The 22,161-nt window shown below is 74.6% G+C and carries 18 protein-coding genes; 17 read left to right on the top strand and 1 reads right to left on the bottom strand.

The features are described 5' to 3' along the window. Nucleotides 1–18 precede the first annotated feature (18 nt). The 3 genes from CELF_RS04665 (at nucleotide 19) to CELF_RS04675 (ending at nucleotide 4,667) form a co-directional block, all read left to right on the top strand. Complete coding sequence (locus tag CELF_RS04665; RefSeq protein ID WP_013770092.1) at nucleotides 19–1,002, top strand: o-succinylbenzoate synthase; 984 nt, start codon at nucleotides 19–21, stop codon at nucleotides 1,000–1,002. Beyond that, entirely contained in the window at nucleotides 999–2,867 is a 1,869-nt protein-coding gene (gene menD, locus CELF_RS04670; protein ID WP_013770093.1) for a 2-succinyl-5-enolpyruvyl-6-hydroxy-3-cyclohexene-1-carboxylic-acid synthase, read from the top strand. Before CELF_RS04665 ends, menD begins: the two co-directional genes overlap by 4 nt. A 102-nt stretch (nucleotides 2,868–2,969) precedes the next feature. Next, a complete protein-coding gene (locus CELF_RS04675) occupies nucleotides 2,970–4,667 on the top strand; it encodes a trypsin-like peptidase domain-containing protein (protein WP_232014305.1) in 1,698 nt (565 codons plus the stop codon). Between the two features lie 255 nt (nucleotides 4,668–4,922). Here the strand turns inward: CELF_RS04675 and CELF_RS04680 are convergent, their stop codons facing one another. After that, nucleotides 4,923–6,266 carry an isochorismate synthase gene (locus CELF_RS04680; RefSeq protein WP_013770095.1) on the bottom strand — a complete coding sequence of 448 codons (1,344 nt, stop codon included), beginning with the start codon at nucleotides 6,264–6,266 and terminating at the stop codon, nucleotides 4,923–4,925. 113 nt (nucleotides 6,267–6,379) lie between these two features. On the opposite strand from CELF_RS04680, the gene CELF_RS04685 reads away from it, so the two are divergent. From CELF_RS04685 to nuoL, 14 genes are all read left to right on the top strand, one after another. Beyond that, nucleotides 6,380–7,075 carry a demethylmenaquinone methyltransferase gene (locus CELF_RS04685; protein ID WP_013770096.1) on the top strand — a complete coding sequence of 232 codons (696 nt, stop codon included), beginning with the start codon at nucleotides 6,380–6,382 and terminating at the stop codon, nucleotides 7,073–7,075. 230 nt (nucleotides 7,076–7,305) lie between these two features. Continuing rightward, complete coding sequence (locus CELF_RS04690; protein ID WP_376698503.1) at nucleotides 7,306–8,631, top strand: geranylgeranyl reductase family protein; 1,326 nt, start codon at nucleotides 7,306–7,308, stop codon at nucleotides 8,629–8,631. 54 nt (nucleotides 8,632–8,685) lie between these two features. After that, entirely contained in the window at nucleotides 8,686–9,048 is a 363-nt protein-coding gene (locus CELF_RS04695; RefSeq protein WP_013770098.1) for an NADH-quinone oxidoreductase subunit A, read from the top strand. A 54-nt stretch (nucleotides 9,049–9,102) separates the two neighbouring features. Further along, nucleotides 9,103–9,654, top strand: coding sequence for a NuoB/complex I 20 kDa subunit family protein (locus CELF_RS04700; protein ID WP_013770099.1), 552 nt, complete (start codon nucleotides 9,103–9,105; stop codon nucleotides 9,652–9,654). Next, complete coding sequence (locus tag CELF_RS04705; protein WP_013770100.1) at nucleotides 9,651–10,448, top strand: NADH-quinone oxidoreductase subunit C; 798 nt, start codon at nucleotides 9,651–9,653, stop codon at nucleotides 10,446–10,448. The genes CELF_RS04700 and CELF_RS04705 overlap by 4 nt, the downstream gene beginning before the upstream one ends. Then, complete coding sequence (locus tag CELF_RS04710) at nucleotides 10,445–11,788, top strand: NADH-quinone oxidoreductase subunit D (protein ID WP_013770101.1); 1,344 nt, start codon at nucleotides 10,445–10,447, stop codon at nucleotides 11,786–11,788. The genes CELF_RS04705 and CELF_RS04710 overlap by 4 nt, the downstream gene beginning before the upstream one ends. Further along, nucleotides 11,788–12,714, top strand: coding sequence for an NADH-quinone oxidoreductase subunit NuoE (nuoE, locus tag CELF_RS04715; protein ID WP_013770102.1), 927 nt, complete (start codon nucleotides 11,788–11,790; stop codon nucleotides 12,712–12,714). The genes CELF_RS04710 and nuoE overlap by 1 nt, the downstream gene beginning before the upstream one ends. Continuing rightward, entirely contained in the window at nucleotides 12,714–14,054 is a 1,341-nt protein-coding gene (gene nuoF, locus CELF_RS04720) for an NADH-quinone oxidoreductase subunit NuoF (RefSeq protein WP_013770103.1), read from the top strand. Before nuoE ends, nuoF begins: the two co-directional genes overlap by 1 nt. Next, entirely contained in the window at nucleotides 14,051–16,690 is a 2,640-nt protein-coding gene (locus CELF_RS04725; RefSeq protein ID WP_013770104.1) for an NADH-quinone oxidoreductase subunit G, read from the top strand. Before nuoF ends, CELF_RS04725 begins: the two co-directional genes overlap by 4 nt. Beyond that, a complete protein-coding gene (gene nuoH / locus CELF_RS04730; RefSeq protein ID WP_013770105.1) occupies nucleotides 16,687–18,024 on the top strand; it encodes an NADH-quinone oxidoreductase subunit NuoH in 1,338 nt (445 codons plus the stop codon). Before CELF_RS04725 ends, nuoH begins: the two co-directional genes overlap by 4 nt. Then, a complete protein-coding gene (nuoI, locus tag CELF_RS04735; RefSeq protein WP_013770106.1) occupies nucleotides 18,017–18,868 on the top strand; it encodes an NADH-quinone oxidoreductase subunit NuoI in 852 nt (283 codons plus the stop codon). The genes nuoH and nuoI overlap by 8 nt, the downstream gene beginning before the upstream one ends. After that, entirely contained in the window at nucleotides 18,865–19,842 is a 978-nt protein-coding gene (locus CELF_RS04740) for an NADH-quinone oxidoreductase subunit J (RefSeq protein WP_013770107.1), read from the top strand. Before nuoI ends, CELF_RS04740 begins: the two co-directional genes overlap by 4 nt. Continuing rightward, nucleotides 19,839–20,138: an NADH-quinone oxidoreductase subunit NuoK gene (gene nuoK, locus CELF_RS04745; RefSeq protein WP_013770108.1), complete on the top strand. Its 300-nt coding sequence runs from the start codon at nucleotides 19,839–19,841 to the stop codon at nucleotides 20,136–20,138. The genes CELF_RS04740 and nuoK overlap by 4 nt, the downstream gene beginning before the upstream one ends. A gap of 10 nt (nucleotides 20,139–20,148) precedes the next feature. Further along, nucleotides 20,149–22,149, top strand: coding sequence for an NADH-quinone oxidoreductase subunit L (gene nuoL / locus CELF_RS04750; protein WP_013770109.1), 2,001 nt, complete (start codon nucleotides 20,149–20,151; stop codon nucleotides 22,147–22,149). The last annotated feature ends 12 nt before the right edge of the window (nucleotides 22,150–22,161 follow it).

A 22,161-nucleotide genomic window follows, 5' to 3' on the forward strand; every position in this document is an offset into this window, starting at 1 on the left:
GCGACGTACCCTGGCGGGATGCCTGACGCGTCCTCTCCCGTCGTGTGGTCCGTGCCGATGCGGACCCGGTTCCGCGGCCTGACCAGCCGCGACGGCGTGCTCGTGCGGGGCGACGCCGGGTGGGGCGAGTTCAGCCCCTTCTGGGACTACGACGCGCAGGAGTCCGCCGCGTGGTGGCGCGCCGCACGGGAGGCCGCCGACGAGGGGTGGCCGGACCCCGTGCGGGACGCCGTGCCCGTCAACGTCACGGTGCCCGCCGTCGACCCCGAGGAGGCGCACCGCCTGGTGCGCGCGTCGGGCGGCTGCCGGACCGCCAAGGTCAAGGTCGCCGAGCCCGGGCAGACGCAGGCGCAGGAGGAGGCACGGCTCGAGGCCGTGCGGGACGCGCTGGGCCCGGACGGCGCGATCCGCGTCGACGCCAACGCCGCGTGGGACGTCGAGACCGCGGTGACCCGGCTCGCGGCGCTCGACCGCGCGGCCGGCGGGCTGGAGTACGCCGAGCAGCCGGTCCCGACGGTCGCGGACCTCGCCGCGCTGCGTCGCCGCACGTCCGTGCGCATCGCCGCCGACGAGTCCGTGCGGCGCGCGGCCGACCCGCTCGCCGTCGCGCGCGCGCACGCCGCGGACGTGCTCGTGCTCAAGGTGCAGCCGCTCGGCGGCGTGCGGGCGTGCCTGCGGATCGCGCACGAGTGCGGGCTGCCCGTCGTCGTGTCGTCGGCGCTCGAGACGTCGGTCGGTCTCGCCGCGGGCGTCGCGCTCGCGGCCGCCCTGCCCGAGCTCCCGTTCGCGTCCGGCCTCGCCACGGCCCGCCTCCTGACGGCCGACGTGGTCGCCGACCCGCTGCTGCCCGTCGACGGTGCCCTCCCGGTGCGCCGCCCGGAGCCCGACGCCGCGCTGCTCGACCGGCACGCGGCCGACCCGGCGCTCACGGCCCGCTGGACCGCGCGCGTCGCCGCGGTCCGGTCGGTCCTCGCCGGGCACGACCCGCGGCGGACGGCATGATGGCGCCCGTGACGACCCCCGACCCGAGCCCCGCGACCGCCGCCGCCCGGGTGCTCGTGCAGGCGCTCGCGACGCTCGGCGTGCGCGACGTCGTCCTCGCACCGGGCTCGCGCAGCGCCCCGCTCGCCTACGCGCTCGCGGACGCGGCGCGCCCCGACGGCGAGCGCCCGGAGCATGCGCCGGCGGTCCGGCTGCACGTGCGGGTCGACGAGCGGTCCGCCGGCTTCCTCGCGGTGGGCCTTGCGCGCGCCGCGGCGCACGACGACGGCGGGTCGCGCCCTGTCGCGGTCGTCACGACGTCGGGCACGGCCGTGGCGAACCTGCACCCCGCGGTGCTCGAGGCGCACCACGCGGGCCTGCCCCTGCTGCTGCTCACCGCCGACCGCCCGCACGAGCTGCGCGGCACCGGCGCGAACCAGACGACCGTGCAGCCCGGCATCTTCGGGGCTGCGGTCCGCCTCGCCGCGGACGTCCCCGCACCCGTGGGGCTGCCGGACGAGGCCCGCGACCTGCGCCACCTGGCCGCGCGGGCGGTCGCCGCGGCGACGGGGGCGCGCACCGGCGACCCCGGGCCCGTGCACCTCGACCTGGCCTACCGCGAGCCGCTCGTGCCGGGCGCGGCGGGCTGGCCGGAGCCGTCCGCGGCGGGGCTCGGGCACGTCCGGGCACGCAGCGGCTCGGCGCCGTGGAGCGCACCGGGGGTGGGCGCGCCCGGCACCACGGGGGCGCTGCCGGCCGTGGTGGAGCGGTCGTCCGTGGCCGCGTCGACGGGCCGGTCCCGGCGGGGCGCCGTGCCGACGGTGGTCGTCGCGGGCGACAGCGCCGGGCCGCTCGCGCGGCGCGTGGCGGAGGCGTGCGGCTGGCCGCTGCTCGCGGAGCCGTCGTCGGGCGCGCGGGGCGGGCCGAACGCGGTCGCCGCGTACCGGCTGCTGCTCGCCGACCCGCGCCTGGGCGGCGCGGTCCGCCGGGTCGTGGTGCTGGGCCGCCCCACGCTGTCGCGTCCGGTGCACCGTCTGCTCTCGCGGCCGGACGTCGAGGTCGTCGTCGTCGCCCCGCAGGGCGGCGCGTGGCCCGACGCGGCCCGCAACGCCGCCGAGGTGCTCACCGAGGTCCCCGCGCGGATGCTGCGGGGGCGTCTCACGGCACCGGCCGGCTGGCTCGAGGCCTGGCAGACCGCGGGCAAGGCGGCCGACGCCGCCGTCGACGCGCTGCTCGACGGACCCGGGGAGGGCGATCCGCGCCGGTCGCGCAGCGGCACCCGCGTGACCGGGCCCGCTCTGGCGCGTGCCGTCGCCGGTGTGCTGCGGCCGAGCGACGTGCTCGTCGTGGGCTCGTCCAACCCGGTCCGCGACCTCGACCTCGTCGCGCGGTGGGACACCCCGCCGCTCGTCCTGGCGAACCGTGGGCTCGCGGGCATCGACGGCACGGTGTCGACCGCGGCGGGCGTCGCGCTGGGCATGCCGGGCCGTCGCGTGCGCGCGCTGCTCGGCGACCTCACGTTCCTGCACGACGTCGGCGGGCTGCTGCGCGGGCCGCTCGAGCCCGCTGCGGACCTGCAGCTCGTGGTCGCGAACGACGACGGGGGCTCGATCTTCGCGACCCTCGAGCCCGGCGAGCCCGAGCGGGCGGACGTGTTCGAGCGCGTGTTCGGGACCCCGCACGGGGTCGACGTCGCGGCGCTGTGCGCGGGCTACGGCGTGCGGCACACGCGCGTCGGCGACGCCGACGGGCTGCTGCCCGCGCTCGCCGCGCCGGGTCCGGGCCTCAGCGTGGTGGAGGTGCGCGTCGACCGCGGTGGTCGCCGCGCTCTCGGTGAGCGGGTCGCCGCGGAGGTCGCGCACGCGGTCGACGTCGCCCTGCGCTGACCGCGCGGCCTTCATGCCGAACTGACAGCGAATTCCCAGGATCGTCGGAGCGTCCCTCCAGCGCGGTGTCCTTCCATGGATGTCGAGAAGGAGGACCTGACGATGACGAGCACCCCTGAGCAGCGCCCGGACGACACGCACCCGCAGGCACAGCCGACGCAGCCGATCCCGCCGCTGGGCGAGACGCAGCCGCTGCCGTCGCTGCCGGCCGCGCACCCCACCAACCCGTTCACGCCGCCGCACCCGGCGGCCCCGGGCCCCGTGCACGCCGAGGCCGAGCGTGCCCGCCGCGAGGCCGAGGCGCGCCGCGTCGCCGCCGCGCACGAGCACGCGCAGCGCGAGGCCGCCGAGCGTGCCCGCTGGGCGGCCGCGCAGCAGGCGCACGCCCCCGCGCAGCCGGTGCCCGTCGGCCACGTGCCGGCGGCGGACCCGGCGGCGCACGCGCCGGGGCAGCACCTCGCCGCTCCGTACGGGCTCCCCACGAGTCCGTACGGCCCCGTGCGTGCCGACGCCTCGGGCGTCCCGCCCTACGGCCCGACGGCGGCCCACCCCGGCGGCGCCGGCCCGCGCCGGCGTCGGACCTGGGTCCCGGTCGTCTCGGTCGCGGCGGCGACCGCGCTCGTCGCGGCGGGCGCGACCGCGGGCATCGCGCACGTGCTGCAGGACGACGACGCCGCGCCGCGGGCCGCGTCGCTCGCCGACGTCGGCTCGTCGCGCAACGAGGCCGTCCCCGTCGCGGGATCGTCCGACGACGCGCCCGACTGGGAGGCGGTCGCGAAGGCCGTCGCTCCGTCGGTGGTCGCGATCGAGGTCGCGACCGGCCAGGGCGGTGCGCAGGGCTCGGGCGTGATCATCGACGACGACGGCCACGTCGTCACGAACAACCACGTCGTCGCGGGTGCGCAGGACGGCAAGGTCCAGGTGACGGTGACCGACGGGCGCCTGTTCGAGGCGACCGTGGTGGGCACCGACCCGACGACGGACCTCGCGGTCGTCCGCATCGAGGACGCGCCCGACGACCTGCGGGCCGCGGCCCTCGGGGACTCCTCGAAGGTCGTCGTCGGCCAGTCCGTGATGGCGGTCGGCAACCCGCTGGGGCTGGCGAACACGGTGACGACCGGCATCGTGTCCGCCGTCGACCGGCCGGTCTCGACGTCCGCGCAGGACGGCAGCCAGGCGACCGTCACCAACGCGATCCAGATCGACGCCGCGGTCAACCCGGGCAACTCCGGCGGGCCGCTGTTCGACGCGCAGGGGCGGGTCATCGGCATCAACTCGTCGATCGCGACGCTGTCGCAGGCGTCGGGGTCGATCGGCCTCGGCTTCGCGATCCCCGTCGACCTCGTGAAGAACATCGCCGGGCAGCTCATCGACGACGGCACCGCGGAGCACGCGTTCCTCGGCGTCTCGCTCGCGGACGGCACGGCGACGGCCGACGGCGTGACCCGGCGCGGCGCGGTCGTGCAGGAGGTCTCGGACGGCTCGCCCGCTGCCGAGGCGGACCTGCAGGCGGACGACGTGGTCGTCGCGATCGACGGCGACCCGGTCGGCGGCGCGGAGTCCCTCACGGCGTACGTGCGTGCGCTCGCGGCGGGCGACCAGGTGACGCTCACCGTGGTCCGTGACGGGAGCACGACCGAGGTCGACGTGACCCTCGCGACGCGGCAGGAGCAGGCGCCGAGCACCGAGCAGCCGCAGGAGCAGCAGGGCGGCCAGGGCCAGCAGGGCCCGGACGAGCTGCCCGGCGGCATGACCCCCGAGGACCTGTGGCGGTGGTTCCAGGGGCAGGGCCAGGGCTGACGCCCTCGCCCGACGACCGGCGGTCCGCACACCCCCTGCGGACCGCCGGAGCGGCGGCTCGCGTCCCCTGCTGGGCCGCCGCCCGCGGTCCGACGCCGGACCGCACGCAGCGCCCCCGGCCGCACCCCCTGGCGGCCGGGGGCGTCGCCGTGCGCGGCAGTGACGGAGCCGACCGGGACGGTCAGGGACGCCGGGTCGAGCCGGACGGGACGACCGGGCCGTGCGGCACCGCCGGGGCAGCCGGCGACCTCGGGGTCAGGCCGGGTCGTGGCCGAGCGCGTCGCGCATCGGGACGAGCTTCGCCTCGGACTCCGCGAGCTCGGCGGCCGGGTCCGACGCGGCCACGATGCCGCACCCGGCGAACAGGCGCACCGACCGCGGGTCGGCGGCGTCGACCTGCGCCGAGCGCAACGCGATGCCCCACTCGCCGTCGCCGTCGGCGCCCATCCACCCGACGGGCCCCGCGTAGCGGCCGCGGTCCATGCCCTCGACGCGCGCGATGAGGGCGCGGGCCGCGGAGGTCGGCGTGCCGCACACGGCGGCCGTAGGGTGGAGCGCGGCGGCGAGGGCGAGCGACGACGGGTGCGCCGCGTCGCCCGCGGGGGCGGTCAGGACGCCGGTGACGTCGGACGCGAGGTGCAGGACGTTCGGCAGGTGCAGCACGAACGGCACGTCGGGGACGTTCGTCGAGGAGCAGAACGGCTCGAGCGCGTGCGCGACGGACGAGACGGCGTACTCGTGCTCCTCGAGGTCCTTCGAGGAGTGGGCGAGGATCGCGGCCCGGGCCATGTCGGCGGCGTCGTCGCCCGTGCGGCGGATGGTGCCGGCGAGCACGCGCGACGTGACGAGGCCCTTCTCGGAGCGCACGAGCAGCTCGGGCGTGGCACCGATGAGCCCGTCGACGCTGAACGTCCAGCACGACGGGTACCGTTGCGTGAGCCGGTGCAGCGCCCACCGCACGTCGACGGGGTGCTGCGTGCGGGCGTGCACGTCGCGCGCGAGCACGACCTTGTCGACCTCGCCGGCCCGGATCGCGGCGACGCCCGCGGCGACGACGTCCCGCCAGTCGTCGGCGGCGACGGCCCCGTCGCGGTACGCGACGTCGCCCGGGGCCACGGGGGGAACGCGCGGCCCGACGACGTCGGCGAGCGCCGGGGCGGCGCCGATCCGGCCCGCCGTGATGGTCGTGAGCCACACCCGGTCGCCCCTGCGGCCCACGACGACGCGCGGCACGACGACGACGCCGCCCGCGGGGGAGTCCTCGTCGAACGCGAAGGACGCGAACGCGACCGCTCCGGTGCCGGGCAGGCGTACCTCGTCGCGGACGACGGCGTGCGCGAGGACCGCGCGCCAGGCCTCCTCGGCGCGCGCGAACCGGTCGGCGCCGCGCACCTCGACGCGCAGCGTCTCGCCCCACGCCACGAGCCCGTCGCCCCGGCGGACCCACGCGAGCGGCGCGGTCGACGGCAGGAGGTCGAGCAGGTCGGCGGCGTCCGGGGCGCCCGACGGGCCGGGGCGACCGAGGTCGTCCAGCGGGACGGTCCGCACCACGAGCGGCTGGGGGACCGCGTCCGCGGGCGCGGCGGTCTGCGTGGTCATCGTCTCCAGGGTAGGCCTCGGCGGCCCGCCCGCCCGCCCGCGGCGGTGTGACCTGCACGGCACCGGCGCGGGCGCGGCTCGTCCCGCACGGGCGGACCTGCGACGATGGGCGCATGTCCCGCGCCAGCCTCGAGAAGGACCCTCGCGACGTGCAGCGCATGTTCGACGCGGTCGCCCATCGCTACGACCTGACGAACGACGTCATCTCGCTCGGGCAGGACCGCGCGTGGCGCAAGGCCACGCTGGCCGCGCTGCGGGCCGAGCCGGGCGAGACGGTGCTCGACCTCGCCGCGGGCACGGGCACGTCCGCGGAGCCGCTCGCGGACGCGGGCGTGCGGGTCGTCGCGTGCGACCTGTCGCTCGGGATGCTCGAGGTCGGCAAGCGCCGCCGGCCGGACCTGGCGTTCGTCGCCGGGGACGCGCTGCACCTGCCGTTCGCGGACGCGTCGTTCGACGCGGTGACGATGTCGTTCGGCCTGCGCAACGTCGCCGACGTGCCGGGGGCGCTCGCGGAGCTGCTGCGTGTGACGCGTCCGGGCGGGCGCCTGGTGGTGTGCGAGTTCTCGCGGCCGACGTGGAAGCCGTTCCGGACGGTGTACTCGAACTACCTCATGCGGGCCCTGCCGCCCGTCGCGCGCGCGGTGTCGAAGGAGCCCGAGGCGTACGTGTACCTCGCGGAGTCGATCCGCGAGTGGCCCGACCAGCAGGCGCTCGGGCTGCTCGTGAAGCGCGCGGGCTGGTCGCAGGTGGCGTACCGCAACCTGTCGGGCGGCATCGTGGCGCTGCACCGCGGGACCCGTCCGGAGTGAGCCTCGCGCGGCGCCCGCAGGCCGCCGCGCGAGCCCCGTCGCAGGTCGCGGGCGTGGTCGTCGATTCTCACGGCCGTCCGGGCCGTCGTCGGCGCGTCACGGACGCCTCGCGTGCGCGTCGTCCTGGGCGGAGCCGCAGGCCAGAGGCGGTTCTTCACCCCGCCGTCGCAAGTTAGGCACACCTTCGGAGACACCGTCAGGAGCCGTGGTTACACTCGCGCTGATCGCACGTGAACAGCGTCACAAGTGGGGAGCCGCTCGTGGTGGGGACGACGACCGATGACGCGGACGTCATCGTCGTGGGTGCGGGGCCGGCCGGCTCCAGCGCCGCGTTCCACTGCGCCTCCGCGGGCCTCGACGTGCTCCTGCTCGAGAAGGCGTCGTTCCCGCGCGACAAGGTCTGCGGCGACGGTCTGACGCCCCGCGCGGTCGCCGAGCTGGTCCGCATGGGCCTTCCGCTGCGCGAGCAGGACGGCTGGATCCGCAACCGCGGTCTGCGCGTGCTCGGGGGCGGCCACCGCCTCGAGCTGCCCTGGCCGGAGCTGTCGTCCTACCCGTCGTACGGGCTCGCGCGGTCGCGCATGTCGCTCGACCACACGCTCGCGTCGCACGCCCGCGCGGCGGGCGCGAAGCTCGTCGAGCGCACGTCGGTCACGGGTCCGGTGCGCGACGAGCGCACGGGTCGCGTCGTGGGTGTCACGGCCCGGCCCGTCGACGACGCGGGGCACCGCAGCGGGGACGAGGTCGTCTACCGGGCGCCCGTCGTGATCGCCGCCGACGGCGTGTCCACGCGGCTCGCGACGGCCGCGGGCCGCACCAAGCGCGACGACCGCCCCATGGGCGTGGCGGTCCGCACGTACTTCCGCACGCCCCGCCACGACGACCCGTGGATGGAGAGCCACCTCGAGCTGTGGGACGGCGAGCCGGGTCGCTCGAACCTCATGCCGGGCTACGGCTGGATCTTCTCGCTCGGCGACGGCACCGCCAACGTGGGCCTCGGCTCGGTCAGCTCGACGGCCGCCGCGACCAAGGTCGACTACAAGTCGCTGTTCGCGGCGTGGATGCGCAACGCACCTGCGGAGTGGGAGTTCACGCCCGACAACCAGGTCGGGCCGGTGCGCGGCGCCGCCCTGCCCATGGGCTTCAACCGGGGACCGCTGTACGCGGGCGGCCTCCTGCTCGCGGGCGACTCCGCGGGGATGATCAGCCCCTTCAACGGCGAGGGCATCGCGTACGGCCTGCAGGCCGGGCGGGTCGCGGCGGACGCGATCGCGCAGGGCCTCGCGCGCGGCACGGCGGCGGGACGCGAGCGCGCGTTCGGCACGTACCAGCGCCGCATGAAGGACGACCTCGGCGGCTACTACACGCTCGGGCGCGTGTTCGTGCGGCTCATCGAGCACCCCGAGGTCATGCGCGTGTGCACCCGCTACGGCCTGCCGCGCCCCCTGCTCATGAAGTTCGTGCTCAAGCTCCTGTCCGACTGCTACGAACCGCGTGGTGGTGACATGGTGGACCGGGTCATCGCCGGCCTCGCGCGGATCGCGCCCGCCGCATGACCTGCCCCCGCTGTCCCGCCCGGCCCGGCCTCGACGAAGAGGAGTGACGTCCTGATGGACAACCCGTACGCCCCGCTGCTCGTCCTCATGGGCATCGCGGCCGTGCTCGCCCTCGGCGGTGTCGGCGCGAGCGCGATCCTGGGCCCGAAGCGCTACAACCGCGCGAAGCTCGAGGCGTACGAGTGCGGCATCGAGCCGACGCCGCACGCGATCGGCGGCGGCCGGTTCCCGATCAAGTACTACCTCGTCGCGATGACGTTCATCGTCTTCGACATCGAGGTCGTCTTCCTCTACCCGTGGGCCGTCGCGTTCGCCGACCTCGCGGTGTTCGGGCTCGTCGCGATGCTCGCGTTCCTCGTGCTCATCACGGTGCCGTTCGTCTACGAGTGGCGGCGCGGGGGCTTCGAGTGGGACTGAGGGTGGCGACGGTGACGGCAGCGGTACGCGCACGACGAGGGACGGAGGGCTGACATGGGGATCGAGGAGGCACCCTCGGGGTTCCTGCTGACGACGGTCGAGGACCTGGTCGGCTACTTCCGCAAGGGCTCGCTGTGGCCGGTGACGTTCGGCCTGGCGTGCTGCGCCATCGAGATGATGGCTGCGGGTGCGCCGCGCTACGACCTGTCGCGGTTCGGCATGGAGGTGTTCCGGGCGTCCCCGCGCCAGGCGGACCTCATGATCGTCGCGGGCCGCGTGAGCCAGAAGATGGCGCCGGTCGTGCGGCAGGTCTACGACCAGATGTCCGCCCCGAAGTGGGTGCTGTCGATGGGCGTGTGCGCGTCGTCGGGCGGCATGTTCAACAACTACGCGATCGTGCAGGGCGTCGACCACGTCGTCCCCGTGGACATCTACCTGCCCGGCTGCCCGCCGCGGCCGGAGATGCTCATCAACGCGATCCTCACGCTGCACGACCAGATCCAGAACGAGCCGCTCGGCGTCAACCGTCGCAAGGCGGCCGCCGCGGCCGAGGCGGCCGCGCTGGCCGCGACCCCGACCTCGCACATGACGGGCCTGCTGCGATGACCGACGAGAAGTCCGAGAAGACGGACGCGGCGCAGGCCGTGAAGCCGGGCGCCGCGACGACGGGCGCGCAGGCGACCAGCGAGGCGGCGCTCGAGGCCGGCGGCCAGAACGTGCCCGCCGCCGCGCGGACCCCGCTCGAGGTGATCGACGTCCGCCAGGGCATGTTCGGCGCGCACGGCACCGGTGACACCTCCGGGTACGGCGGGCTCGTCGTGCCGGTCGTCCTGCCGGGGCCGAGCGAGCGGCCGTACGGCGGCTGGTTCGACGAGGTCGTCGACGTGCTGGCCGAGGTGCTCGACGAGAACGGCACGGGCTTCGCGAACGCGGTCGAGTCGGTCGTGGTCGACCGCGAGGAGCTCACGCTGCACGTGGCGCGCGAGCACGTCGTCGCGGTCGCGAGCGCGCTGCGCGACGACCCGGACCTGCGGTTCGAGCTGAGCCTCGGCGTGAGCGGCGTGCACTACCCGCACGAGCAGGGCCGCGAGCTGCACGCCGTCTACCACGTCGTCTCCGTGACGCACGGGCGCCGGCTGCGGTTCGAGGTCGCGATCCCCGACGCCGACCCGCACGTGCCGTCGACCGTGTCGGTGTACCCGGCCAACGACTGGCACGAGCGCGAGACGTACGACTTCTTCGGCATCGTCTTCGACGGCCACCCCGGTCTCGCGCGCATCGAGATGCCCGACGACTGGCCGGGCCACCCGCAGCGCAAGGACTACCCCCTCGGCGGCATCCCGGTCGAGTACAAGGGCGCGACCGTGCCGCCCCCGGACCAGCGGAGGTCCTACTCATGAGCACCCCCCACGCGACCGCGCACCTGGTCGACGACGAGACGACGGGCGTCCCGACGTTCGAGGCGTCCGGCGGCGACTGGTCGGACATCGCCGAGGAGGCGGCCCGGCTCGGCGAGGAGCGCATCGTCGTCAACATGGGCCCGCAGCACCCGTCCACGCACGGCGTGCTGCGCCTCATGCTCGAGATCGACGGCGAGACGGTGACCGAGGCCCGCGCGGGCATCGGCTACCTGCACACCGGCATCGAGAAGAACATGGAGTTCCGCACCTGGACCCAGGGCGTGACCTTCTGCACGCGCATGGACTACGTCGCGCCGCTGTTCCAGGAGGCCGCGTACTGCCTCGCGGTGGAGAAGCTGCTCGGCATCACGGACGACGTGCCGGAGCGCGCGACCGTCATCCGCGTGCTGCTCATGGAGCTCAACCGCATCGCGTCGCACCTCGTGTGCCTCGCGACCGGCGGCAACGAGCTCGGCGCGACGACGATCATGACCGTGGGCTTCACCGCCCGCGAGGAGGTCCTGCGGATCTTCGAGCTCATCACGGGCCTGCGCATGAACCACGCGTTCATCCGCCCCGGCGGCGTCGCGCAGGACATCCCGCCGGGCGCGATCGACACGATCCGCGAGGCGCTCACGTCGATGCGCCACTACTTCCGCCAGCTCGAGGACCTCATGCTGGCCAACCCGATCCTCAAGCTGCGGCTGCAGGGCGTGGGCTACCTCAACCTGTCGGGCTGCATGGCCCTCGGCATGACGGGACCCGTCCTGCGCTCGGCGGGCCTGCCGTACGACGTCCGCAAGGCCGACCCGTACTGCGGCTACGAGACGTACGACTTCGACGTGCCGACGGCGACCGAGGCGGACTCCTGGTCGCGCGTCATCCTGCGCATGGAGGAGTGCTACCAGTCGATGCGGATCGTCGAGCAGACGCTCGACCGGCTGCAGAAGCTCGGCCCCGGCCCCGTCATGGTGGGCGACAAGAAGATCGCGTGGCCCGCACAGCTCGCGATCGGCTCGGACGGCATGGGCAACTCGCTCGACCACATCAAGGAGATCATGGGCACCTCGATGGAGGCCCTGATCCACCACTTCAAGCTCGTCACCGAGGGCTTCCGGGTGCCGGCGGGACAGGTGTTCCAGACCGTCGAGCACCCCCGCGGCGAGCTCGGCGTGCACCTCGTCTCCGACGGCGGCACGCGCCCGTACCGGGCCCACTTCCGGGACCCGTCGTTCAACAACCTGCAGGCCGTGTCGATCATGTGCGAGGGCGGGCAGGTGGCCGACGTCGTCGTCGCCGTCGCGTCGCTCGACCCGGTGCTCGGAGGGGTGGACCGCTGATGTCGGTCGAGGAGATCGGGGGCGCCCGCGTGCCGGGCGCGACGCACCGCACGGCCTTCGACGAGGAGACCCGCGCGCGGCTGTCCGCCGACGCGGCGCAGATCAAGGCGCGCTACCCGCAGGAGCGCTCGGCGCTGCTGCCGCTGCTGCACCTGGTGCAGTCCGAGGACGGGTACGTGAGCCCGCGCGGCATCGCGTTCTGCGCCGCCGAGCTGGGGCTGACGACGGCGGAGGTCAGCGCGGTCGCGACGTTCTACACGCAGTACAAGCGGCACCCCAACGGCGACTACACCGTCGGTGTGTGCACCAACACGCTGTGCGCGGTCATGGGCGGCGACGCGATCTGGGAGGAGCTCTCCGACCACCTCGGCGTGGGCCACGACGAGACGACCGCGGACGGGTCGATCACGCTCGAGCGCGTCGAGTGCAACGCGGCCTGCGACTACGCGCCCGTCGTGATGGTGAACTGGGAGTTCTTCGACAACCAGACGCCCGACTCGGCGCGCGAGGTCGTCGACGCGCTGCGCCAGGGAGCGCCGGTCGCCCCGACCCGGGGTGCCGAGCACGTGTGCACGTTCAAGGAGATGAGCCGCGTGCTCGCGGGCTTCTCCGACGGGCGTGCGGACGAGGGGGTCGGCGCCGGCCCGGCGACGCTGCGGGGCGTCGAGCTCGCGCGGCAGGAGGGCTGGACGGCCCCGCCGTTCACCGACGAGGAGCGCACGCGCGAGGCCGAGGAGACGCGGACGCCCGCGCGCGGCGTGCCGCGCAGCACGACGCCCCGCGCCGCGGCGACGACCCCCGCGGCCGCGACCCCGGCCCCCGGCGAGGAGCAGTCGAGCGCGCAGCGCACGCCCACGGGCGGGCGTGACGTGTCGGCCGCCCAGCAGGAGCGCAAGCAGTCCTCCGACGACGCGAAGGAGTCGTGATGGCGACGACCCTGGCCCCGGTCCTCACGGACACCTGGGACGCGGACCGCTCCTGGACGCTCACGTCCTACGAGCGGGCGGGCGGCTACCGCGGCCTGCGCCGCGCGCTCGCGATGCAGGCGGCGGACGTCGTCACGATGGTCAAGGAGTCGGGCCTGCGCGGCCGCGGCGGTGCGGGCTTCCCGACGGGCATGAAGTGGGGCTTCCTGCCCGCGCCCGACGGCGGGCCGCGCTACCTCGTGGTGAACGCGGACGAGTCCGAGCCGGGGACCTGCAAGGACATCCCGCTCATGATGGCCAGCCCGCAGCACCTCGTCGAGGGCATGATCATCACGAGCTACGCGATCGGCTGCCACCACGCGTTCCTGTACGTGCGCGGCGAGGTCCTCCACGTGTACCGCCGGCTCCTGCACGCCATCGAGGAGGCGCGTGCCGCGGGGTACCTCGGCCGCAACATCCTCGGCTCCGGGTTCGACCTGGAGATCACGCTGCACGCGGGCGCGGGCGCGTACATCTGCGGCGAGGAGACGGCGCTGCTCGACTCGCTCGAGGGGCTGCGCGGCCAGCCGCGGCTCAAGCCGCCGTTCCCGGCGGTCGCCGGCCTGTACGCGCGGCCGACGGTCGTCAACAACGTCGAGTCGATCGCGTCGGTGCCCGGCATCGTCCGCGGCGGCGCCGACTGGTTCAAGGGCATGGGCACCGAGCGCTCGACCGGCCACGGCCTGTTCAGCCTGTCGGGCCACGTGACCCGGCCCGGCCAGTACGAGGCGCCGCTCGGCATCACGCTGCGCGAGCTGCTCGACATGGCGGGCGGCATCCGCGAGGGCCACCAGGTGAAGTTCTGGACGCCCGGCGGCTCGTCGACGCCGATCTTCACCGCGGAGCACCTCGACGTGCCGCTCGACTACGAGTCCGTCGGCGCCGCCGGCTCGATGCTCGGCACGCGCGCGCTGCAGATCTTCGACGAGACCACGTCGGTCGTCCGCGCCGTGACGCGGTGGCTCGAGTTCTACAAGCACGAGTCGTGCGGCAAGTGCACGCCCTGCCGCGAGGGCACGTACTGGCTCGTCCAGGTGCTCAAGCGCATCGAGGCGGGGCGCGGCACGCACGAGGACATCGACCTGCTCCTCGACCTGTGCGACAACATCCTCGGCCGCGCGTTCTGCGCGCTGGGCGACGGTGCGACGAGCCCCATCACGTCCGCCGTGCAGTACTTCCGGGAGGAGTTCGAGGCGGGCACCCACACGCCCGCCGACGTGCTCTTCCCGCCCGAGCACAGCTCGCTGTTCGCCTACGTCCCCCGGCACGACCGGGCGGCCCTCGCGGGGGTGCACGCATGACCATCACGTCCTCCGGCCCGACGACGGCGACGCCGCTGGTCCCGGCCGCGCCGCCGCCCGACGCCCCCGAGCCCACGGACACCGTGACGTTCGAGATCGACGGCCTCCAGACGACCGTGCCGAAGGGGACGCTCGTCATCCGCGCCGCCGAGCAGGTCGGCATCCAGATCCCGCGGTTCTGCGACCACCCGCTGCTGGCCCCGGCCGGCGCGTGCCGCCAGTGCCTCGTCGAGGTGTGGGCGCCCGGCCGCGACGGCAACCTCGCGAAGATGCCGAAGCCGCAGGCCTCGTGCACCCTCGAGGCGACGCCCGGCATGCAGGTCAAGACGCAGCACACGTCCGCGGAGGCCGACAAGGCCCAGCACGGCGTCATGGAGCTGCTGCTCGTCAACCACCCGCTCGACTGCCCGGTGTGCGACAAGGGCGGCGAGTGCCCGCTGCAGAACCAGGCGATGTCGAACGGCCGCGCGACGACGCGCTTCGTCGACGTCAAGCGCACGTTCCCCAAGCCCATCGCGATCTCGACCCAGATCCTGCTCGACCGCGAGCGCTGCGTCCTGTGCCAGCGCTGCACCCGGTTCTCCGAGGAGATCGCGGGCGACGTGTGGATCGACCTGCAGAAGCGGGGCGCGCAGCAGCAGATCGGCACGTTCGACACCGACGTGCTGGGCTTCGCGGGCGACACCCCGGTCGGGGCGTCGACGCAGGACACCTCGGGCCGCCCGTTCGCGTCGTACTTCTCGGGCAACACCGTCCAGATCTGCCCCGTGGGCGCGCTGACCAGCGCCGCGTACCGGTTCCGGTCGCGCCCGTTCGACCTCGTGTCGACGCCGGGCGTCGCGGAGCACGACTCCCAGGGCTCCGCGATCCGCGTCGACCACCGGCGCGGCGTGGTGCTGCGCCGCCTCGCGGGCGACGACCCGGTGGTCAACCAGGAGTGGATCACCGACAAGGACCGCTTCGCGTTCGCGTGGCAGGCCGCGCCCGACCGCATCACGACGCCTCTGGTGCGCAACGCCGCAGGTGAGCTGGAGCCCGCGTCCTGGACCGAGGCGCTCGACGTCGCGGCCGCCGGGCTGCGCGCCGCGGCGTCGCCGTCGGACCCGCGCGAGACCGCGGTCGGCCTGGCCGCGCTGCCGGGTGGCCGCCTCACGCTCGAGGACGCGTACGCGTGGTCGAAGTTCGCGCGCGTCGCCCTCGGCACGAACGACGTCGACGGCCGCGCCCGCCCGCACTCCGCCGAGGAGGAGGCGTTCCTCGCGCACCACGTCGCGGGTCGCACGCTCGAGGTGACGTTCGCCGACCTGGTCGCGGCGCCGACCGTGCTGCTCGTCGGCCTCGAGGCCGAGGAGGAGGCGGGCATCGCGTTCCTGCGCCTGCGCGACTCGGTCGTCAAGAAGCGCACGCGCGTCGTGTCCGTCGCCGCGCTCGCGAGCCGCGGGCTCGAGCGGCTCGACGGCACGCTGCTGCCCGCCGCGCCCGGCACGGAGGCCGAGGTGCTCGACGGCCTCGTCGCGGGTGCCGAGGGCGTCCTGGGCGAGACGGCGACCGCGCTCGGCGCGGCCGGGGCGGTCGTCCTGGTGGGCGAGCGGCTCGCGACGGCGCCGGGGGCCTACTCCGCGGCGCTGCGCCTCGCCGCCCGCACCGGGGCACGCCTGGCCTGGGTGCCGCGGCGCGTCGGGGAGCGGGCCGCGGTCGAGACCGGCCTGCTGCCGAGCCTGCTGCCCGGCGGACGCCCGGTCGCCGACTCCGCGGCGCGCGTCGACCTCGCCGCCGTGTGGGGCGTGGAGCACCTGCCGGCCGAGCCCGGTCGCCCGGCGGGCGAGATCCTCGCCGCGGCGCGCGCGGGCCTGCTCGGCGGGCTCGTCGTCGGCGGCCTGGAGCCGGCGGACCTGCCCGACCCGGCGATCGCCCGTGAGGCGCTCGACCGCGTGCCGTTCCTCGTCTCGCTCGAGGTGCGGCGCTCCGAGGTGACCGACCGGGCGGACGTCGTCCTGCCGGTCGCACCGCCGGTCGAGAAGCCCGGCACGTTCGTCACGTGGGAGGGGCGCCCGCGCCCGTTCACGCAGGCGCTGACGTCGCACTTCCTGCCCGACCACCGGGTGCTGGACCGGCTCGCCGACGCGCTCGGCGTCGAGCTCGGCACCGGATCGCTCACGGCCGTGCACGCCGAGCTCGACCAGCTCGGCGGGTGGGACGGCGCACGCGTCGCGGCGCCGGACGTCGCCCCGGCCGAGCCGCCCGCCGTCGCCGCCGGGACCGCGGTCCTCGCGACCTGGCACCAGCTGCTCGACCAGGGCCGGCTGCAGAGCGGCGAGCCGTTCCTCGCGGGCACGGCCAAGCGGCCCGTCGCGCGGGTGTCCGCCGCCACCGCCGCGTCCGTGGGCGTCGCCGACGGGGGAGCGCTCGCCGTGTCGACCGACGCGGGCACGATCACGCTGCCGGTCGTCGTGACCGACATGCCGGACCTCGTCGTCTGGCTGCCGACGAACGCGCCCGGGTGCGCCGTGCGCGACACGCTGCACGCCGACGCCGGCGACCTCGTCCGGATCGCCGCCGCGCCGGGCGACGTCACCCGTGCGGGCGGCGTCGACGGGCAGGATGCCGCTGCTGCCAACGAGGAGGTCGGGGCATGAGGCTGCTCGCCGCGGTGGACGGCCCCGCCGTCGGGGTCGCCGCCGACTTCAGCAACGACAACTTCTGGATCTGGCTGCTCAAGGCCGTCGGGATCGTCGTCTTCCTGCTGACCAGCGTGCTCATCGCGATCTGGTTCGAGCGCAAGGTCGTCGCGCGCATGCAGGTCCGGCCCGGTCCGAACGTGCACGGCCCGTTCGGACTGCTGCAGTCGCTCGCCGACGCGATGAAGCTCCTGTTCAAGGAGGACGTCACCGTCAAGGCGGCCGACAAGCTCGTCTACATCGTCGCGCCGATGATCGCGGTGTTCTGCTCGTTGCTGACGTTCGCCGTCATCCCGTTCGGGCCGTCGGTCAGCATGTTCGGGATCGTCACGCCCCTGCAGCTCACCGACTTCCCCGTCGCGGTGCTCTACATCCTCGCGTGCGCGTCCGTCGGCGTGTACGGCATCGTGCTCGGCGGCTGGTCGTCGGGGTCGACGTACCCGCTGCTCGGGTCCGTGCGCTCGACGGCCCAGGTCATCTCGTACGAGCTCGCGATGGGCCTGTCGCTCGTCAGCGTGTTCATCCTCGCCGGCTCGATGTCGACGTCGCAGATCGTCAGCTCGCAGACCCAGGTCTGGTGGTTCCTGCCGCTGGCCCCCGCGTTCGTGCTCTACATCATCTCGATGGTGGGCGAGACGAACCGCCTGCCGTTCGACCTCCCCGAGGCCGAGGGCGAGCTCGTGTCGGGCTACATGACCGAGTACTCGTCGATGAAGTTCGCGTGGTTCTTCCTCGCGGAGTACATCAACATGCTCAACGTCTCCGCGGTCGCCACGACCCTGTTCCTCGGCGGATGGCGGGCCCCGTTCGTCCCCGCCGACAGCTTCCTGCAGCAGGGCTGGTGGCCCGTGCTGTGGTTCCTCGCGAAGCTCTGGGCGCTCATGTTCGTGTTCGTCTGGATCCGCGGGTCGGTCCTGCGGTTCCGCTACGACCAGTTCATGAAGCTCGGCTGGAAGGTGCTCATCCCCGCCGCGCTCGTGTGGGTGGTGTGCGTCGCCGTCGTGCAGGGGGTCCGGCAGTTCTCGGGCCTCGAGCTGCGGACCCTGCTGTTCGTGCTCGCCGGCGTCGTGCTCCTCGGCCTGCTGGTGTCCTTCGCGATCCCCGAGCGGAAGAAGCCCGCGGAGCCGGAGAAGCCGTCCGGCCCGCAGCCGTTCGACCCCTACGCGGGCGGGTACCCCGTCCCGCCGCTGCCCGGCCAGGTGCTGCCGCCCTCGCCGCGCCGGCAGCGTGCCGCCGCCCAGGCGGCCTCGACCGACGTCCCCCAGGTCACCCAGGAGGTGCACGGTGGCTGACCAGCGCACGCCCGCCGCCGGCGAGCCCGACGGCACGCCCCCCGGCACGCCCGCCGAGGGCGGCGCGCAGGCCCGCCCGGCCGGCGCCGAGCCCGGCCGCGAGGTCGCCCCGCGGCCCCGCGGCGGCGAGGTCGCGTCCCCCGAGCCCGAGGGGTACAGCCCGCTCATCGAGCCGCGCACGGGCCTGTCCGAGGTGCTCGCGCCCGTCGGCGGGTTCGGCGTCACGCTGTCGAACATGTTCCGGCCGACGGTCACGGAGCAGTACCCGTCGGAGAAGGTGCCCGCCAAGCCGCGGTACCACGGCCGCCACCAGCTCAACCGGTACGCCGACGGGCTGGAGAAGTGCATCGGCTGCGAGCTGTGCGCGTGGGCGTGCCCCGCCGACGCGATCTACGTCGAGGGCGCGGACAACACGCCCGACGCGCAGTTCAGCCCGGGGGAGCGGTACGGCCGCGTCTACCAGATCAACTACCTGCGCTGCATCTTCTGCGGCCTGTGCATCGAGGCGTGCCCGACGCGCGCGCTGACGATGACGAACGAGTACGAGCTCGCCGGCCCGACACGCGCCGGCATGATCTGGGAGAAGCAGGACCTCCTCGCGCCGCTGCGCGAGGGCATGCTCGCGTCCCCGCACCCGATGGTCGAGGGCACGAGCGACACCGAGTACTACCAGGGCAAGGTCACCGGCCCGACGGACGCGCAGCGCGAGTGGGTCGCCGAGCACCGGCCCGACGACCCGACGCTCCCCGGGGGGGCCGGGGTCGCCGCGGCCAACCAGCCCGGCCCGACCGCCGCCGCCCAGGCCGCGCTCGCCGCCGCCGCGACGAAGCAGGGCTCGCGGTGAGCGCCCTGGCCCTCGCCGCGGCCCCGCTGACGACCGCGACGCTCGACGCCGACGGGCTCGCCGGCACCGGCGAGACCGTCCTGTTCTGGGTGCTCGCGCCGATCATGGTGCTCGCCGCGCTCGGGCTGCTGTTCGCGCGCAAGGCGGTGCACGCGGCCCTGGCGGTCGTCGTCGTGATGATCTCCCTGGCGTTCCTCTACGTCGCGCAGGACGCGGTGTTCCTCGGGGTCGTGCAGGTCGTGGTCTACACCGGCGCCGTGATGATGCTGTTCCTGTTCGTCCTCATGCTCGTCGGCGTCGACGCGTCCGACTCGCTCGTCGAGACGATCCGCGGGCAGCGCTGGATCGGCGCGCTCGCCGGCATCGGCCTGGGCGTCGTCCTCGCGGGCGTCGTCGGCCGCGCCGCGTACGGGCCCTCGCAGGGCCTGGACAGCGCGAACGAGGCGTCCAACCCCGTCGCGATCGCGCACCTCGTCTTCGGCGAGTACGTGCTCGCGTTCGAGGTCGTGGGAGCGCTGCTGGTGACCGCGGCGCTCGGCGCGCTCGTCTACACGCACCGGACGCGGCTCACGCCGCGCGTGGGCCAGAAGGAGCGCGCCGACGCGCGTGTCGCCGCGGGGGCGCACCCCGTCTCGCTGCCGGCACCGGGCGTGTACGCGCGGCACAACGCGATGGACGTCCCCGCGCTCGGGCCCGACGGGCAGCCGATCGAGAACTCCGTGCCGCGCGTGCTGCGTGTGCGCGGGCAGGAGGCCGACGCCGCCGAGTTCGCCGCCCGCATCGAGCGCGTGCTCGCGGGCGGGTCGGCGGACGCGCGGGACCTCGTCGGCGACGAGCCCACGCCGCCGCCCGCGGCCCACCCGGAGGGCGCGCCGGTCGGCGTGCCCGACGTGGACGCCGCCGTGAGCGACAGCGGTCAGCACGGACCGTCGACCGGACCCGGCGGGGTCGCCGGACAGGAGGACCGGGCGTGAGCCTCACCCACTACCTCGTGCTCGCGACGATCCTGTTCGCGATCGGCGCGACCACCGTCCTGCTGCGGCGCAACGCGATCATCGTGTTCATGGGCGTCGAGCTCATGCTCAACGCGACGAACCTGCTGCTCGTGACCTTCTCGCGGATCCACGGCGCGCTCACCGGCCAGGTGCTGGCGTTCTTCGTCATGGTGGTCGCCGCCGCGGAGGTCGTCGTGGGACTGGCGATCATCGTCGCGATCTTCCGTACCCGGCGCTCGGCCTCGGTCGACGACGTGAACCTGCTCAAGAGCTGAGGGGCGGCCCGTGCACACCCTGACCACCCTCGCCGTGACGCTGCCCGCGCTCGGGCCGCTGCCCGTCGAGACCGTCGAGCCGTCCGTCCAGACGGTGCGCGCCGGCGTGTTCCTCGTCGGCCCGCTCCTCATCGGCCTGCCCCTGCTCTCCGCGGCCGTCCTGCTGCTCCTCGGGCGTCGCTCCGACCGCTGGGGACACTGGCTCGGCGTGCTCGCGTCCGCCGGTGCGTTCGTCGCCGGTGCGGTCGCGTTCGTCGCGCTGCTCGGCCGGCCCGCCGACTCGCGCGTGATCGTCGTCGACCTCGGGCGCTGGCTCGACGCGGGAGCGTTCCACGTCGACGCGGGCTTCCGCCTCGACCCGCTGTCGCTGACGTTCGTGCTGCTCGTGACGTTCGTCGGCACGCTCATCCACGTGTACTCCGTGGCCTACATGGAGCACGACGACTCCCGGCGCCGGTTCTTCGCGTACCTCAACCTGTTCGTCGCGGCGATGCTGCTGCTCGTCCTCGCCGACTCCTACCTGCTGCTGTTCGTCGGCTGGGAGGGCGTGGGCCTCGCGTCGTACCTGCTCATCGGGTTCTGGAACCACCGCACGCCGTACGCGGTCGCCGCGAAGAAGGCGTTCGTCGCCAACCGCATCGGCGACATCGGCCTGCTGGTCGCGATGGGGCTCATGGTCGCCCACGTCGGCGCGCTCGACTTCGGCACGGTCCTCGGCAGCGCCGGGGAGCTGTCCGAGGGCACCGCGACCGCGATCGGCCTCATGCTGCTGCTCGCCGCCTGCGGCAAGTCCGCGCAGTTCCCGCTGCAGTCCTGGCTCGGCGACGCGATGGCGGGCCCGACGCCCGTCTCCGCGCTCATCCACGCCGCGACGATGGTCACCGCGGGCGTCTACCTCATCGTCCGCAGCGGGGCGATCTTCGACGCCGCGCCCACGGCGCAGCTCGTCGTGGTCGTCGTCGGCGCGATCACCCTGCTGTTCGGGGCGATCGTCGGCTGCGCCAAGGACGACATCAAGAAGGCCCTCGCGGCGTCGACGATGTCCCAGATCGGCTACATGGTCCTCGCCGCCGGGCTCGGGCCCGTCGGGTACGCGTTCGCGATCTTCCACCTCGTCACGCACGGCTTCTTCAAGGCCGGCATGTTCCTCGGCGCCGGATCCGTCATGCACGCCATGGACGACCAGGTCGACATGCGCCGCTTCGGCGGCCTCGCGCGGTACATGACGATCACGTGGCTCACGTTCATGGCCGGCTGGCTCGCGATCCTCGGCATCCCGCCGTTCGCCGGGTTCTTCAGCAAGGACAAGATCATCGAGGCCGCGTTCGTCCCCGTGGACGGCCAGGAGTGGCGCGCGTGGGTGTTCGGTAGCGTCGCGCTGCTCGGCGCCGGGATCACCGCGTTCTACATGTCGCGGCTGTTCTTCATGACGTTCGAGGGTGAGCGGCGCTGGGCCGCCAAGGCCGACGGCTCCGCGCAGCACCCGCACGAGGCGCCCGCGCTCATGACGTGGCCGATGATCGTGCTCGCCGTCGGCTCGGTCGGCATCGGTCTCGTGCTCGGCCTCGGTGGCCGGTTCGTCACGTGGCTCGAGCCCGTGACCGGGCACGTCGAGCACCACGAGCCGGTCCTGCCGCCGTGGCTGCTCATCACGCTCACGCTCACCGTCGTGGCCGTCGGCGTCGTCGTCGCGTGGCGTCGGTACGCGGTCTCGACCGTCCCGGTCGTGCCGCCGCTCGGCACCGCGCTCACGCGGGCCGCGCGCGTCGACCTCTACCAGGACGCCGTCAACGACGCCGTCCTCGTCGAGCCCGGCCAGCACCTCACCCGGTCGCTCGTGTTCGCCGACCGCGCCGTCGTCGACGGGTCGGTGACCCGTCTCGGCCGCGGCACGGTCGGGTTCGGCGACCTCGCCCGGCGCATCCAGACCGGGTACGTCCGCTCCTACGCCGCGACGACCGTGATCGGCCTGGTCGTGCTCGTCGTCGCCGTCCTGGTCACCCAGAGCTGAGGGAGAGCCCCC

This window comes from Cellulomonas fimi ATCC 484 (assembly GCF_000212695.1).
GTDB lineage: Bacteria > Actinomycetota > Actinomycetes > Actinomycetales > Cellulomonadaceae > Cellulomonas > Cellulomonas fimi.

What these genes read in the sequence shown, in the direction of transcription:
- CELF_RS04665 (WP_013770092.1), top strand. Translation starts at nt 19, where the DNA reads ATGCCTGACGCGTCCTCTCCCGTCGTGTGGTCCGTGCCGATGCGGACC.
- menD (WP_013770093.1), top strand. Translation starts at nt 999, where the DNA reads ATGATGGCGCCCGTGACGACCCCCGACCCGAGCCCCGCGACCGCCGCC.
- CELF_RS04710 (WP_013770101.1), top strand. Translation starts at nt 10,445, where the DNA reads ATGAGCACCCCCCACGCGACCGCGCACCTGGTCGACGACGAGACGACG.
- CELF_RS04705 (WP_013770100.1), top strand. Translation starts at nt 9,651, where the DNA reads ATGACCGACGAGAAGTCCGAGAAGACGGACGCGGCGCAGGCCGTGAAG.
- nuoF (WP_013770103.1), top strand. Translation starts at nt 12,714, where the DNA reads ATGGCGACGACCCTGGCCCCGGTCCTCACGGACACCTGGGACGCGGAC.
- CELF_RS04675 (WP_232014305.1), top strand. Translation starts at nt 2,970, where the DNA reads ATGACGAGCACCCCTGAGCAGCGCCCGGACGACACGCACCCGCAGGCA.
- CELF_RS04725 (WP_013770104.1), top strand. Translation starts at nt 14,051, where the DNA reads ATGACCATCACGTCCTCCGGCCCGACGACGGCGACGCCGCTGGTCCCG.
- CELF_RS04680 (WP_013770095.1), bottom strand. Translation starts at nt 6,266, where the DNA reads ATGACCACGCAGACCGCCGCGCCCGCGGACGCGGTCCCCCAGCCGCTC.
- CELF_RS04700 (WP_013770099.1), top strand. Translation starts at nt 9,103, where the DNA reads ATGGGGATCGAGGAGGCACCCTCGGGGTTCCTGCTGACGACGGTCGAG.
- nuoE (WP_013770102.1), top strand. Translation starts at nt 11,788, where the DNA reads ATGTCGGTCGAGGAGATCGGGGGCGCCCGCGTGCCGGGCGCGACGCAC.
- CELF_RS04695 (WP_013770098.1), top strand. Translation starts at nt 8,686, where the DNA reads ATGGACAACCCGTACGCCCCGCTGCTCGTCCTCATGGGCATCGCGGCC.
- CELF_RS04685 (WP_013770096.1), top strand. Translation starts at nt 6,380, where the DNA reads ATGTCCCGCGCCAGCCTCGAGAAGGACCCTCGCGACGTGCAGCGCATG.
- nuoH (WP_013770105.1), top strand. Translation starts at nt 16,687, where the DNA reads ATGAGGCTGCTCGCCGCGGTGGACGGCCCCGCCGTCGGGGTCGCCGCC.